Here is a 13510-nt window from a genome sequence, read left to right as displayed (position 1 = left end):
TGAGCAAGACGAATGGGCAACGAATCATTGTTGCGGTATCCAAGTAACGCCTGTGTCAGAGCGTGATTGGTTTCATGGGCAGGACTTGATCCACGATCCATTCAATCATCCAGACTGCTCGATCCGCTGGCACAAAGTGTGGTCGTGCAGAAGCTCAGGGTCGGGCGCAACAACTATTATGTGAACCGGCCGCTGTTCGAATGGCTTGGACGCGGTGCCGACACCGCGGAGCGTGGCTGACGCACTTTTGTCCCGGCGCGTGCATCGCGCATGCAGATGTTGGAATGCGATGTCTGTCTCCCACTACCGTCTCCGTCCACGAGAAGTTCCCATCCGCATGAACTACCCCGGCTATCCCTTCACTGCGCAGCGCTTCCAGGTTCGTCCGGGCTTGCAGATGTCCTACCTCGACGAAGGTCCGCGCGAGGGCGAGGTGGTGCTGATGCTGCATGGCAATCCGTCGTGGAGTTACCTGTGGCGCACGCTGGTGACTGGACTGTCTGACCGATACCGCTGCATCGTGCCCGACCACATCGGCATGGGCCTGTCGGACAAACCGGACGATGCGCCCGGCGCGCAGCCAGGCTATGACTACACGCTGCAATCGCGTGTGGACGATCTCGATGCGCTGTTGCGGCATCTGCGCATCGATGGCCCGGTGACGCTGGCCGTGCACGATTGGGGTGGCATGATCGGCTTCGGCTGGGCGCTATCGCACTTTGCACAGGTTAGGCGTCTGCTGATCACCAACACGGCGGCGTTTCCACTGCCGGCAGCCAAGCCGATGCCGTGGCAGATTGCCATGGGCAGGCACTGGCGTTTGGGCGAGTGGTTCATCCGTACCTTCAACGCCTTCTCCGCCGGCGCATCGTGGTTGGGTGTGTCGCGACGCATGCCCGCCGACGTGCGCCGCGCTTACGTGGCACCGTACGACACTTGGGCCAACCGTATTTCCACCATTCGCTTCATGCAGGACATTCCGCTATCGCCAGCGGATCCGGCGTGGTCGTTGCTCGAGCGTGCGGCGCAGGCGCTGCCTGGGTTCGCCGATCGTCCCGCATTCATCGGCTGGGGTTTGCGCGACATCTGCTTCGATCACCATTTCCTCGAAGGATTTCGCCGCGCGTTGCCACAGGCCGAGGTCATGGCGTTCGAGGATGCCAACCATTATGTGCTGGAAGACAAACATGAGGTGTTAGTGCCGGTGATTCGCAGGTTTCTGGACGCGCATCCGTTGGCGTGAGCGCGCGCTTGGGTGAAATGGAGGCGGGTTGGACGTAAGCGTCGCTGGCAATGCGGTGCGATGACATGGCGTTGCTGTCCATGCGGATTCTGGACAATGGAGGGCGGTCACGCCGTATGCGTCGCCATCGGCTGTATCGGCAATTGTGCTTGGCTGTCGAAAATACAACCGATTGCCGCTCCATGATAAGGCCGCCAATATACAGTGGACATGTGCTGCATGCGGTTCGCCGCATCGGGCGATTGATTGAAACCGACAGGAGACAAATCCAGTGAAAGCAATGGCAATGTCGATGTTAATGATGTCGATGAGTAGTACGGGTGTGCATGCGGAAGACCTGACGACTTCCCGCGATGGTAAGACGCTGGTGGTTGGTTTCGGTCAGCCCACCATCAAGCAGGTGCTGCATTATCGGAAAATGTACGACAAGAAACCGTTCCCCGATGCCGAACTCTATTACTACAGCAACGGCGTCTACAAGCTCATTTCCCAGGGCGAAAACCATTACGGGGTGTACGTACTGCAAGGCAGTTTCGATGACCAGACCTATACCGTCAGGTTCATTTCCTTGCCTTCCGAAGATTGGGGTAACAAGACCGCCTTCCATCAATTGACGTTCGTGCGTGGCGAGAAGCAAAACGTGTTCATCCAAAACGCCATTGTCGATACCGGCGAAGCCATTGCGCAGCAGAACGGCACCTACACCCAAGAAAAAAACACCGTGACCAATCCGGTGCCAACCGGGTGGACACACAAGTGAACCGTGTCCACGCCTGTGCGTGGGCCCGCCGCGGCAGCGCCGGACTCGATGTGGTCGGCAAGGCGCAATAAAGCCTGTCCGGCGCAGGCGATTGCGACCTGCCTCGCGCCGTTTCAGGCATCCGGAAGATTGCGCTCGACCACGCCGTCCCAGTCTGCTTCGTTCAAGAGTGAGAGCCCGTGCGCCAATCGCGCCTTGTCGCATTGCGCACTGCGTTCGCCGAACTCCAGCGAGGCGGGAACCGCCGCACACACGGAAGGGCGGTGGGTGTGAATCGTGCAACGGCTGTAGCGGCCGATGTCGGCATCCAGCGCGACGCAGCGCGGTTGCGCTTGCGAGGTCCCGCGCATCACCCGCTCGTGCGTGCGTAGCGGTTCGGTGAGGTCGAACGGCACCCTGCCGCCGAGTGCGGGATCGGCTTCGCTCCAGTGGAAACTGACGCGAAAGTAGGCGCAGCAAGCGCCGCAAGTGAGGCAGGGATGAGCCATGACACCGCCGGGTTTTGCGCGGCAAGCGCGTTGAGGAGCGCGGCATTGTGACCGAACCGATGCGGCCTGTGGTGCCGTTCGCGAGTGGGGGATCGGCGATAATCTACGGATGAGCACCAACTGGAACATCGCGGCGACGCTGTCGCCGTTGGCGCGCGAGCGTCCCGACCAGATCGCGATCCGCTGCCCTGGTCGGCGCGGTGCCGATGGCCTGGCCGCCTATGACGTGACCCTGAGTTATGCGCAATTGGACGCGCGCAGCGATGCAATCGCTGCGGGTCTGGCCGACTACGGGATCGGTCACGGAGCCCGCACGGTGGTGATGGTGCGGCCATCGCCGGAGTTCTTCCTGTTGATGTTTGCCTTGTTCAAGGCTGGCGCGGTGCCGGTGCTGGTCGATCCGGGCATCGACAAGCGCGCGCTCACGCAATGCCTGGACGAGGCGCAGCCACAGGCATTCATCGGCATCCCACTCGCGCAGTTGGCGCGGCGCCTGCTGGGCTGGGCGCGGTCGGCCACGCACATCGTCACCGTGGGCCGACGTTGGGCCTGGGGTGGCACCACGCTGGCGCGGATCGAGCGTGCCGGTCGAGGCGCGGTCGGCCAGCTGGCGGCCACCGACGCCGACGCGGTGGCCGCGATCCTGTTCACCAGCGGCTCCACTGGCGTACCCAAGGGCGTGGTCTATCGGCACCGCCATTTCGTCGGTCAGATCGAGCTGATGCGCAACGCTTTCGGCATGCTGCCTGGCGGCGTCGACTTGCCCACGTTCCCCCCGTTCGCATTGTTCGACCCGGCGCTGGGCCTGACCTCGGTGATTCCGGATATGGATCCGACCCGTCCAGCCAACGTCGATCCGCGCAGGCTGCACGCTGCGATCACGCGCTTTGGCGTGACCCAGTTATTTGGATCGCCGGCACTGATGCGGGTCTTGGCCGACTACGGCAAACCGCTGCCGAACGTGCGCCGTGCGACCTCGGCGGGCGCCCCGGTGCCGCCGGAGGTGGTGGCCAAAATACGCCGTTTGTTGCCAGAAGACGCACAACTGTGGACCCCCTACGGCGCCACCGAGTGCCTGCCGGTGGCGGTGATCGAAGGACGCGAACTACAGGACACCCGCACGGCCACCGAAAGCGGCGCCGGGACTTGCGTCGGCACGGTGGTGGCGCCCAACGAGGTGCGCATCATCGCCATCGACGATGCGGCGATTCCCCAATGGAGCGGCGTGCGCGAACTGCCGGTGGGCGGTGTCGGCGAGATCACCGTGGCCGGGCCCACCGCCACCGATACCTATTTCAACCGCGATGCGGCCACGCGTCTGGCCAAGATCCGCGAGCGCCTAGGCGACGGCAGCGAGCGCATCGTGCACCGCATGGGCGATGTCGGTTATTTCGATGCGCAGGGTCGGTTATGGTTCTGCGGGCGGAAAACCCAGCGTGTGGAAACCGCGCAGGGGCCGCTGCACACCGAGCAAGTCGAGCCGATCTTCAATACCTTGCCGTGGCTGCGGCGCAGCGCCCTGGTCGGGATTGGCAAGCCCGGCGCGCAGCGCCCGGTGTTGTGCTACGAGGTGCGGCCGGGTGTGGCGATGCCGACGCGACCACAGAGCGAACTGCGTGCGCTGGCGTTGGCGCATCCGCATACCGCCGGTATCGTCGATTTCCTGCATCACCCGGGGTTTCCGGTGGACATCCGCCACAATGCCAAGATCGGTCGCGAAAAGCTGGCCGTGTGGGCCAAGGGCCGTGTGCGCTGAGCCACGGCGCTGAGCATGCGCGACTTGCCGGACGAGGGGTGTAGCGCCATGCAGCGGTAGCGGGCCGAACGCGGCGTACAGCCGCATCGGCGTTGAAGTACTCGATACCACAGTGAAGATTTCCGACGGTGCGCAGGATCACCGTGGGCGCATGACGGGGTTGCGTGATGTGCTGGCGTGGATCGCCTTCGCTGGTGGCCCCGGCTATCGTGTGCCCCTTGGTTCGATGGATGCGACACGATGAAGATTGTGGTGACGGGCGGTGGCGGGTTCCTGGGGCAGGCCTTGTGTCGTGGCCTGGTCGCGCGCGGGCACCAGGTGGTCAGTTACAACCGTGGCCACTATGCAGAACTACGGGCGCTGGGCGTGGCCCAGGTGCGTGGCGACCTGACCGACGCGCAGGCGCTGCGGCATGCGTTGGCCGGTGCCGACGCGGTCTTCCACAACGCCGCCAGGGCCGGCGTCTGGGGCAGCTACGACAGTTACTACCAGCCCAATGTGGTCGGCACCGAGAACGTGCTGGCCGCATGCCGTGCGCATGGGGTGGGCCGGCTGATCTACACCTCCACCCCGAGCGTGACCCACCGCGCCGTCCATCCGGTCGAAGGCCTGGGCGCGGACGAGGTGCCATACGGGGAGGATCTCCAGGCACCGTATGCGGCGACCAAGATGCTCGCCGAACGCAAGGTGCTCGCCGCCAACGACGCGCAGTTGGCGGTGATGGCGCTGCGGCCGCGCCTGATCTGGGGGCCGGGCGATCAACACATCCTGCCCAAACTGGTGGCGCGTGCACAGGCCGGTCGCTTGCGCCTGGTCGGCAACGGCGACAATCTGGTCGATTCCACCTACATCGACAACGCCGCACAGGCGCATTTCGATGCGTTGGACCATCTGGCGGTGGGCGCGGCCTGCGCCGGCAAGGCCTATTTCATTTCCAATGGCGAGCCACTGCCGATGCGCGAGGTGTTGAACAGGCTGCTCGCCGCGGTCGGTGCGCCGGCCGTGACCAAGACGCTGTCGTTCAAGACCGCCTACCGCATCGGCTGCGTCTGCGAGACGCTGTGGCCGCTGTTGCGCCTGCGCGGCGAGCCGCCGATGACCCGCTTCCTCGCCGAGCAGTTGTGCACCCCGCATTGGTACAGCATGGAACCGGCGCGGCGCGATTTCGGCTACGTGCCGCGGGTGTCGATCGCGCAAGGCTTGCAACACCTGGCATCCTCATGGCATCACGGTACCCACGTGACCCGTTAGCGAAGCAAGATAGCCCCGCGCCGCAGGCGCATGTCTCATCACTGCAGCCTTGTAGAATGCCTGACATGTCACCCTCCCCTCTCGATGCTCTCAAGCCCCTGGCCGGCCGTGCGCTGGAAGCGGCGCTCAATCGCGTGTTGGCGCTGGACCCCGAGACCTGCCAGGCCCTGCGCGACCTCGATGGTCAGCGGGTGGCGTTGACCATCGAGGCGCCAGCGCTGGCCCTGCAGATCCGCGTGGACGGCACCCGGCTGCGTGTCGGTCCGGTTGACCCGGCGCAGGAGCCGGACCTGGCGGTGCGTAGCACGCTCGGTGGATTGTTCGCACAACTGCCGTTCCTGGCGCAGACGCGGCGCGGCGGCAGCCCGGTCGGGCGGGTGCGTGTGTCCGGCGACGCCGAACTGGCGCGCCGCCTGCAGCAACTGGCCGCGCGTTTCGATCCGGATTGGCAGCAGCCGTTTGCCCAGGTGTTCGGCGAGGTGCTTGGGGTGCAATTGGCCAACGCGGTGCGTTCGGCGTTGCAGCATGCCTGGCACGGTGCGCAGGATCTGGCGCACAGCGCGGCCGAGTACATCACCGAGGAATCCCGCGACGTGGTCGCGCGCGCCGAACTGGAGGCGTTTTACGATGACGTCGATATCCTGCGCGACGACCTGGAGCGTCTGGCCGCGCGGCTGATGCGGCTGCAACCAGAGCGCGGCGCATGAAGGCGCTGTTTCGCGCCAGCCGCATCGGCCGGGTGATCTTGCGCTACCGCCTGGATGATCTGCTCGACGGCACCCCGATCGAACGCTGGCTGGACCTGGCCAAGCCGTTCGTGCCGCGTGCCAGTCCCGACATCGCCGCGCAGTCGCGCGGTGCGCGCTTGCGCCTGGCGTTGCAGGATCTGGGGCCGCTCTTCGTCAAGTTCGGGCAGATCCTGTCCACCCGCCGCGACCTGATGCCGCCGGACGTGGCCGCGGAACTGACCTTGTTGCAGGATCGGGTCCGCCCATTCGATGGCGAGGCGGCGCGGCGCATCGTCGAGCAGGCGCTGGGCCGGCCGATCGCGGTGGCCTTCGCCAGTTTCGACACCGAGCCGCTGGCCTCGGCCTCGATCGCGCAGGTACACGCGGCGACGCTGCACGATGGCCGCGAGGTGGTGGTCAAGGTGCTGCGCCCAGACATCGAAATGCAAATCAACGCCGACATCGCGCTATTGAAATCCGCCGCGGCGTTGCTTGAGCGCACCCACCCACGCGCCGACAAGATCCGTCCGCGCGAAGTGGTGGCCGAGATCGAGACCACCCTGGCCGCGGAGCTGGACCTGCAACGCGAAGGCGCCAACGCCAGCGTGCTGCGCCGGTTCTGGCTGCACTCGGATGATCTGTACGTGCCCGAGGTGATCTGGACCCACACCGCCGAGCGCGCGCTGACCCTGGAGCGGGTGCGCGGCATTCCCTCCGACGACATCGCCTCGCTGGATGCCGCCGGCATCGACCGTCGGGTGCTGGCGGCAAAGGGCGTGCGCGTGTTCTACACCCAGGTGTTCCGCGACAATTTCTTCCATGCCGACGCCCACGCCGGCAACATCTGGGTCGACGGCGACCCGGCGCGCGCGGCCAACCCGCGTTTCATCGCGCTGGACTTCGGCATCATGGGCCAGCTCTCGCAGGAAGATCAGTACTACCTGGCCGAGAATTTCATGGCCATCTTCAATAAGGACTACCGGCGCATGGCCGAGTTGCACGTGGAAGCGGGCTGGATGCCGGCCAACGTGCGCATCGACGAACTGGAGGCGGCAGCGCGTTCGGTGTGCGAGCCGTATTTCACCCGGCCACTGTCGCAGATTTCGCTGGCCGAGGTGCTGATCAAACTGTTCCGCGTGGCCCAGCGCTATCAGCTCACGTTGCAGCCGCAACTGATCCTGCTACAGAAAACCTTGCTCAATATCGAGGGCGTGGGCCGCCAGTTGGATCCGGAACTGGACATCTGGGCGGTCGCGCGGCCGGTGCTCGAACGCATCCTGATCCAGCGTTACAGCCCGCAGCGCGTGCTGCAAGAGTTGCGCAAGCGCCTGCCGGAACTGATGACCCATGCGCCGGACATGCCGCGGCTGATCCATGGCTGGTTGCGTCAACAGGTCGAAGGCCGCCACGAGCTGTCGATGCGCTCGCACGATCTGGCCGAACTCAACCTGTTCCTTCGGCGCATCCAGCGCCGTGTGGTGGCGGCGATCGCCGGCGTTGGCCTGCTCACGGTGGGCACTTTGCTATACGCGCTCAATGCCGGTGGGCCGCAATTGGGTGGGACGTCGCTGTGGGCGTGGATCAGCAGTGCTGCCGGAGCGTGCGCGTTACTGGCAGCGTGGTGGCGGCGCTAGCGCTCGCGGCGCTGCCTCTTCGTCACTGCATGCGCTGGGTGCCGCGTGTGGCTTGGCTGTTCACCGCCAGGCTGCTGCGATAGTCGGTTGCCATCGCGGCATGTGTCGCGGCGAAGATGCGGCATTGCTGGCGTTGTGGCGCATCGATGCGATGCGGATAATGCAACCGTGAACGCTTCCGCCGATTTCCTGCAGATTCTCTACCAGGATCCGTTGATCGCCGTGGTCGATAAGCCGGCTGGGCTGATGGCCCACGACAGCAAGCTTGCCCGTGGCGAAGACGATTTCCTTGCCGACCGCCTGCGCGTGCAGTTGGGGCGCCCGATCTTCCTGATCCACCGGCTCGACCGTGCCACCAGTGGCTGTTTGTTGCTGGCCTTCGACCGCGACACCGCGAGCCTGCTGGGCAAAGCGTTGATGGGCGGGGAGGTGGACAAGGACTATCTGGCAATCTGCCGGGGTTGGCCGGCCGAGATACGGTTCGAGGTCGATCATCCGCTCGACGGCGGTCCCGGCAAACCGTTGAAGAAACCTGCGCAAACCCGCTTCCAACGCCTGGCCTGCGGCGAACTGACGGTGCCTTCGGGCGAGTTTCCGACCTCCCGCTACGCGCTACTGCGCTGTTGCCCGGTGACCGGGCGTTTCCGCCAGATTCGCCGTCATCTCAAGCACCTCTCGCACCATCTGATCGGCGATACCAGTCACGGCGACGGTCGTCACAACCGCATTTTCCGCATGCAGGGAATACACCGCATGCTGCTGCACGCCGAACGCCTGGCGTTTGCGCATCCGCACGGCCATCGCGTCGAAGTGCGCGCGCCGCTGGATGCCCAGTTCGTGCGTGCATTCGGATTGTTCGGTTGGTCGGCGGTGCCGTGGCGGCCGAGCGATAGCGAGGGCGTGGTGCTCCCCGCGCCCAGTGGCGATCATGCGTCCCCGTCAGCAGCAGCTGTATGCGTCGATGCGAACACAGGCAACACTGCGCATGCGTGGCCGTAAGCATCCGGTCGCGTCAACGCCGCTGCACTGACATCGCGGCCACCGTGTGCGTGTCCGCCAGACGCGAGAGGACTTCCCGCACCGATCAAGGCTTGGCTGGCGGCGCGTTGACGGTCTGTTCCAGTTCTTTTTGCAGGTTGGCGAGCAGCGGGGCCATCTTCTGCTGCATCGCGACCATCAGGTTCTGCATCAGTTGCGGAGTTTTGTCGAGCATGCTCTGGCCAGCTGGGCTCTCGTAGAACTCGGCCATCGCCAGCACGTCCTGCTTGGAGAACGACTGCTTGTACAGATTCACGTAGAGCGGGCGCATCTCTTGCCAGGACATGGCCTGATGCACGGTGGCCTGGGTACGCTCCTGGATCTGTTGCAATTTCTGCTGTTGCGCAGGACTGAAGTGGCGCTGCGCGTTGAGTTGCGCGAACTGCTGGCGTTGCATCGCCTCGATCTGCGGCAGCATGGTGTCGAGCATGTTTTGCGCGCGCGAAGCCGACAGCAGGCGGTTGATGTCGGCATCACTGGGTGCCTCGGCCAGGGCTGGCACGCTGGCCAGGGCCAGCAGCATGCTCAGCAGCAGGCGTTGCGGCCAACGATGGGAGAAGCGCGGGAGCGAATTCATGGAGCATCCTGCGTGGCGATGATGTAGCGGCCAGAATACGGCAATCGCGCCGCCGCCGCCGCGATTGCCCTGCCGCCGGTCGGCGACCTGGCAGCCGGCGCGGGGAAATCCAGCGTCTGGCCGATGCCCTACAATCCGCGCATGGGTAACGGCGCGCTCCACATCTCGAACAACCTGGCGATTCCGGAGGACGAAATCCTCGAGCGTTTCGTGCGCGCCAGTGGCGCCGGCGGGCAGAACGTGAACAAGGTCGCTACCGCGGTGGAATTGCGCTTCGATCTGGCCGGCTCGCCATCGCTGCCAGAACCGCTACGCACACGGCTGCTGGCGCGGCGCGACCGCAGGATCACCGCCGAGGGCGTGCTGGTGATCGACGCGCAGCGCTTCCGTACCCAGGACCGCAATCGCGACGATGCGCGCCAGCGTCTGGCCGCGTTCATTGCCGCCGGGTTGTTGGTGCCGAAGCGGCGCATCGCCACCAAGCCCTCCCATGGTGCCAAGCTGCGGCGCCTGGACGCCAAGCGCGAGCGCGGCCAAATCAAACGTGGCCGCTCGCCCGGCCGTTGGGAGTGACCTTTGAGCGAACGCGATTTCCGCCTGCCCCCCGCAACCCCGAACATGCCGATGGTCAAGCCCAGCCGCTGCATGCGCTGGCTCGGCCGGACCGCTTTGCGGCTCACCGGTTGGCGGGTGGTGGGCGAGTTTCCGGACCTGCCCAAACTGGTCATGATCGTGGCGCCGCACTCGTCCAATTGGGATGGGTTTCTGGGCTTCGCGGTCAAGTTCGCGGTCGGCTTCGAGGTGCGCGTGCTCGGCAAGACCCAATTGTTCTGGTGGCCGCTGGGCGCGTTGCTGCGCAAGCTCGGTGGCATCCCGCTGGATCGCAAATCCCCGCGCGGGGTGATCGAACAGGCAGTAGCGCTGATTCGCGACGCCGAGCGCATGTGGTACGTGATTACTCCGGAGGGCACGCGCAAGCGGGTGGAGAAGTGGAAGACCGGCTTCTGGAAGATCGCCCACGATGCGCAGGTGCCGATTTTTCCGGTGTATTTCGATTACCCCAGCCGCACGGTCGGCCTGGGCGAACCGGTCCGCACCAGCGAGGACATGCAGGCGGACATCGCCGCCATCCGCACCTGGTACCGCCCATGGCGCGGCAAACATCGCGATACGCTGTAAGCTGACCATTCTCGCTATCGGAGCAGCGGCGGTTGTCTGCATCAAGGGGCAGCCCGCTCCGACCAGCATGGCATCGTCGCTGAATGCGTGGAGGTACCGCACCGAGCACCGTTGCATGGATGGCGCTCATGCCGCCGCACCGTTGCCCTCCCCAGCGTCGGCGCGGCGGCCGGCCTTCCCCGCGCCACCGCACGATCCAATGGCACATGCCACTGCAACGCAAACCCGGTAAGGTACTTGGTCGCCTTGGCCCCAAGGTCCTCTCAGGAGTCCCACTTCATGTCGCGTACTGTCATTCTGGCCGCCGCCATCAGCTTGGCGCTGGTCGCCTGTTCCGGTAAGGAGTCCACCGCTGTGCCTGCTGCTCCAGCTCCTGCCCCCGCGCAGCCCGCCGCCAATCCGCTGCTGAGCCCCAGCCCGCTGCCGTTCCAGGCGCCGCCGTTCGACAAGATCAAGGATGCCGACTTCCTGCCAGCGTTCGAGGAGGGCATGAAGCAGCAGCTGGCCGAAATCCGCAAGATCGCCGATAACCCCGAGGCTGCGACCTTCGCCAACACCATCGAGGCGATGGAGCGCAGCGGCGAAACCTTGAAACGCGTGTCGCGTATTTTCTTTGGCTTGGTCCAGGCCGATACCAACGAGGCGCGGCAGAAGATCCAGGAAACCGTGGCGCCCAAACTGGCTGCGCACCAGGATGAAATCAGCCTGGATCCGAAATTGTTCGCGCGGATCAAGAGCCTCTACGACCAGCGCGACACACTGAACCTGGATCCGGTACAAAAGCACCTGCTCGAGCACGATTACGACGAATTTGTGCACTCAGGCGCGCAACTGTCTGATGCCGACAAAGCAACGCTGCGCAAACTCAACGTCGATGAAACCTCGCTGTCCACCCAGTTTCACAACAAGTTGGTTGCGTCCACCGCCGCCGGCGCCGTGGTCGTGGACGACAAAACCAAACTCGACGGCCTGTCCGATGGCGACATCGCCTCGGCCGCGCAGGACGCCAGCGCACATAAGCTCGATGGCAAGTACCTGTTGGCCCTGCAAAACACCACCCAACAACCGGCGCTGGCCTCGCTCAAGAACCGTGACCTGCGCTTGCAGGTCATGGCGGCCTCGCAGTCGCGCGCCGAAAAAGGCGACGCCAACGACACCCGTCAGAGCATCCAACGCCTGGCTCAGTTGCGCGCGCAGAAAGCCAAGCTGCTCGGTTTCGACAGCTATGCCGCCTACAGACTCAGCGACATGATGGCCAAGACCCCGGAGGCGGCGCTGAAGCTGCTCACCGACACGGTGCCTGCCGCCACCGCCAAGGCACACAGCGAGAGCGCCGAAATCCAGAAGGTGATCGATGCGCAGAAGGGCGGCTTCAAGCTCACCGCCGCCGACTGGAATTTCTACGCCGAGCAGGTACGCAAGGCCAAGTACGATATCGATGAAGCGCAGATCAAGCCGTACTTCGAACTGGACAACGTGCTCAAGAACGGCGTGTTCTACGCCGCCACCGAGCTTTACGGCATCACCTTCAAGGAACGCACCGACATCCCGACCTACCACGACGGCATGAAGGTCTACGAGGTGTTCGACCAAGACGGCAAGTCGATGGCGCTGTTCTACACCGACTACTTCAAGCGCGATAGCAAGTCAGGCGGCGCCTGGATGGATCAATTGGTTGTGCAGAATGGCCTGACCGGCGCCAAGCCGGTGGTCTACAACGTCTGCAACTTCACCAAGCCTGCCCCGGGCCAGCCGGCGCTGCTGAGCTTCGACGAAGTTACCACCATGTTCCACGAATTCGGCCATGCGCTGCACGGCATGTTCTCCGCGGTGAAGTACCCCTCGCTCGCCGGCACCAGCACGGCGCCCGACTTCGTCGAGTTCCCCTCGCAGCTCAATGAACACTGGGCCTCGGACCCGAAGGTGTTCGCGCATTACGCCAAGCACTACAAGACCGGCGAAGCGATGCCGGCCGAACTGGTCGAAAAAATCAAGAAGGCGCGTACCTTCAACCAGGGCTACATCACCACCGAGTACCTGTCGGCCGCGCTGCTGGACCTGGCTTGGCACACGCTGCCAGCCGACGCGCCGCTGCAGGAGGTGGACAAGTTCGAAGCCGACGCACTGAAGAAGTACAAGGTGGACCTGGCGCAAGTGCCGCCGCGCTACCGCACCACGTACTTCGACCATATTTGGGGCGGCGGTTACTCGGCGAGCTACTTTGCCTACTTCTGGGCGGAAGTGCTCGACGACGACGCGTTCCAGTGGTTCAAGGAGAACGGCGGCTTGTCGCGCAAGAATGGCGATATCTTCCGTGCCAAGATCCTCTCTCGGGGCAACAGTGTCGAGTTGGCCACCTTATACCGGGATTTCCGTGGCAAGGACCCCAGTGTCGAACCGCTGCTGGAAAATCGCGGTTTGAAGAACTGATCCGCGTCTTGTTAGAAACGGAGTTCAAGAACGGGATGGCCGTGTGGCCATCCCGTTTTTCATTATGGTGTATGCGACCTGCCGTCGTTAGCGCTTGCCGGGCTGCGGCATCGCGGCCCATGTCGTGCGTCACTGGCAGACGACCCTGGGGAAGTAGCGCCCTGCCTATGCGGGAGTGAACAAATCGGCGAAGGATGTGTATCGGGAAGCCTGCGAGGCCGGGTTCTCGGTTTATGCGATGAAACGGGCAAAGCGGAAATTGGGGTGGTGGCGGTCAAGCGTGGCGGCCAGTTTGGCGGCGGCAGGCAGGCAGGAATGGGCATGGCAGTTACCGGCTGACAATTGCACTGAAGGCAGTGAAGGGAGCGCACAAAATAATGCGCCCTCTTCAACCCCTTCAGGCAATGAAGTGCGCTCTTCACTGGA

The 13510-nt window shown here is 64.3% G+C and carries 13 protein-coding genes and 1 pseudogene; 11 read left to right on the top strand and 3 right to left on the bottom strand.

From position 1 onward, the window contains the following. The first annotated feature begins 337 nt into the window (after positions 1-337). Both XaFJ1_RS15045 and XaFJ1_RS15040 read left to right on the top strand, forming a co-directional pair. On the top strand, positions 338-1243 hold the full coding sequence (locus XaFJ1_RS15045) for an alpha/beta fold hydrolase (protein ID WP_012917542.1): 906 nt from the start codon (positions 338-340) through the stop codon (positions 1241-1243). Between the two features lie 280 nt (positions 1244-1523). Then, positions 1524-2003, top strand: a complete 480-nt coding sequence (locus XaFJ1_RS15040) for a hypothetical protein (RefSeq protein ID WP_187388456.1) — start codon at positions 1524-1526, stop codon at positions 2001-2003. 113 nt (positions 2004-2116) lie between these two features. Here XaFJ1_RS15040 and XaFJ1_RS15035 read toward each other — a convergent pair whose 3' ends face one another. Further along, positions 2117-2491, bottom strand: coding sequence for a YkgJ family cysteine cluster protein (locus tag XaFJ1_RS15035; protein ID WP_012917540.1), 375 nt, complete (start codon positions 2489-2491; stop codon positions 2117-2119). A 109-nt stretch (positions 2492-2600) separates the two neighbouring features. Here XaFJ1_RS15035 and oleC point away from each other — a divergent pair, with 109 nt between their 5' ends. From oleC to ubiB, 5 genes are all read left to right on the top strand, one after another. Then, on the top strand, positions 2601-4247 hold the full coding sequence (gene oleC, locus XaFJ1_RS15030; RefSeq protein ID WP_012917539.1) for an olefin beta-lactone synthetase: 1647 nt from the start codon (positions 2601-2603) through the stop codon (positions 4245-4247). A 112-nt stretch (positions 4248-4359) separates the two neighbouring features. Further along, the gene (locus tag XaFJ1_RS16415; protein ID WP_268988974.1) at positions 4360-4491 is read left to right on the top strand and encodes a hypothetical protein; all 132 of its coding nucleotides are present in this window, start codon (positions 4360-4362) and stop codon (positions 4489-4491) included. Further along, positions 4488-5498 carry a 2-alkyl-3-oxoalkanoate reductase gene (gene oleD, locus XaFJ1_RS15025; RefSeq protein WP_012917538.1) on the top strand — a complete coding sequence of 337 codons (1011 nt, stop codon included), beginning with the start codon at positions 4488-4490 and terminating at the stop codon, positions 5496-5498. The genes XaFJ1_RS16415 and oleD overlap by 4 nt, the downstream gene beginning before the upstream one ends. Before the next feature lie 65 nt (positions 5499-5563). Then, positions 5564-6205, top strand: a complete 642-nt coding sequence (locus XaFJ1_RS15020) for a ubiquinone biosynthesis accessory factor UbiJ (protein WP_012917537.1) — start codon at positions 5564-5566, stop codon at positions 6203-6205. Next, positions 6202-7860 carry a ubiquinone biosynthesis regulatory protein kinase UbiB gene (ubiB, locus tag XaFJ1_RS15015; RefSeq protein WP_012917536.1) on the top strand — a complete coding sequence of 553 codons (1659 nt, stop codon included), beginning with the start codon at positions 6202-6204 and terminating at the stop codon, positions 7858-7860. The genes XaFJ1_RS15020 and ubiB overlap by 4 nt, the downstream gene beginning before the upstream one ends. 22 nt (positions 7861-7882) lie before the next feature. Here the strand turns inward: ubiB and XaFJ1_RS15010 are convergent, their stop codons facing one another. Continuing rightward, on the bottom strand, positions 7883-8026 hold the full coding sequence (locus XaFJ1_RS15010; RefSeq protein ID WP_155393701.1) for a hypothetical protein: 144 nt from the start codon (positions 8024-8026) through the stop codon (positions 7883-7885). On the opposite strand from XaFJ1_RS15010, the pseudogene XaFJ1_RS15005 reads away from it, so the two are divergent. Next, positions 7996-8724: pseudogene (locus XaFJ1_RS15005) on the top strand (pseudouridine synthase); the annotation flags it as partial. The gene XaFJ1_RS15010 and the pseudogene XaFJ1_RS15005 sit on opposite strands and share 31 nt — an antisense overlap. Before the next feature lie 220 nt (positions 8725-8944). Here XaFJ1_RS15005 and XaFJ1_RS15000 read toward each other — a convergent pair. Continuing rightward, the gene (locus XaFJ1_RS15000; RefSeq protein ID WP_012917534.1) at positions 8945-9475 is read right to left on the bottom strand and encodes a DUF2059 domain-containing protein; all 531 of its coding nucleotides are present in this window, start codon (positions 9473-9475) and stop codon (positions 8945-8947) included. 141 nt (positions 9476-9616) lie between these two features. Here XaFJ1_RS15000 and arfB point away from each other — a divergent pair, with 141 nt between their 5' ends. The 3 genes from arfB (at position 9617) to dcp (ending at position 13084) form a co-directional block, all read left to right on the top strand. Next, complete coding sequence (arfB, locus tag XaFJ1_RS14995) at positions 9617-10048, top strand: alternative ribosome rescue aminoacyl-tRNA hydrolase ArfB (protein WP_045757065.1); 432 nt, start codon at positions 9617-9619, stop codon at positions 10046-10048. A gap of 51 nt (positions 10049-10099) precedes the next feature. Then, positions 10100-10654, top strand: a complete 555-nt coding sequence (locus XaFJ1_RS14990) for a lysophospholipid acyltransferase family protein (RefSeq protein ID WP_045757430.1) — start codon at positions 10100-10102, stop codon at positions 10652-10654. 279 nt (positions 10655-10933) lie between these two features. Next, positions 10934-13084: a peptidyl-dipeptidase Dcp gene (gene dcp, locus XaFJ1_RS14985; RefSeq protein WP_045757064.1), complete on the top strand. Its 2151-nt coding sequence runs from the start codon at positions 10934-10936 to the stop codon at positions 13082-13084. The last annotated feature ends 426 nt before the right edge of the window (positions 13085-13510 follow it).

The sequence above is a fragment of the Xanthomonas albilineans genome (genome assembly GCF_009931595.1).
In the GTDB taxonomy this organism is placed as follows: domain Bacteria; phylum Pseudomonadota; class Gammaproteobacteria; order Xanthomonadales; family Xanthomonadaceae; genus Xanthomonas_A; species Xanthomonas_A albilineans.
The sequence above is the reverse complement of the archived record's forward strand: the minus strand, read 5'-3'. Positions and strand labels throughout refer to the sequence as shown.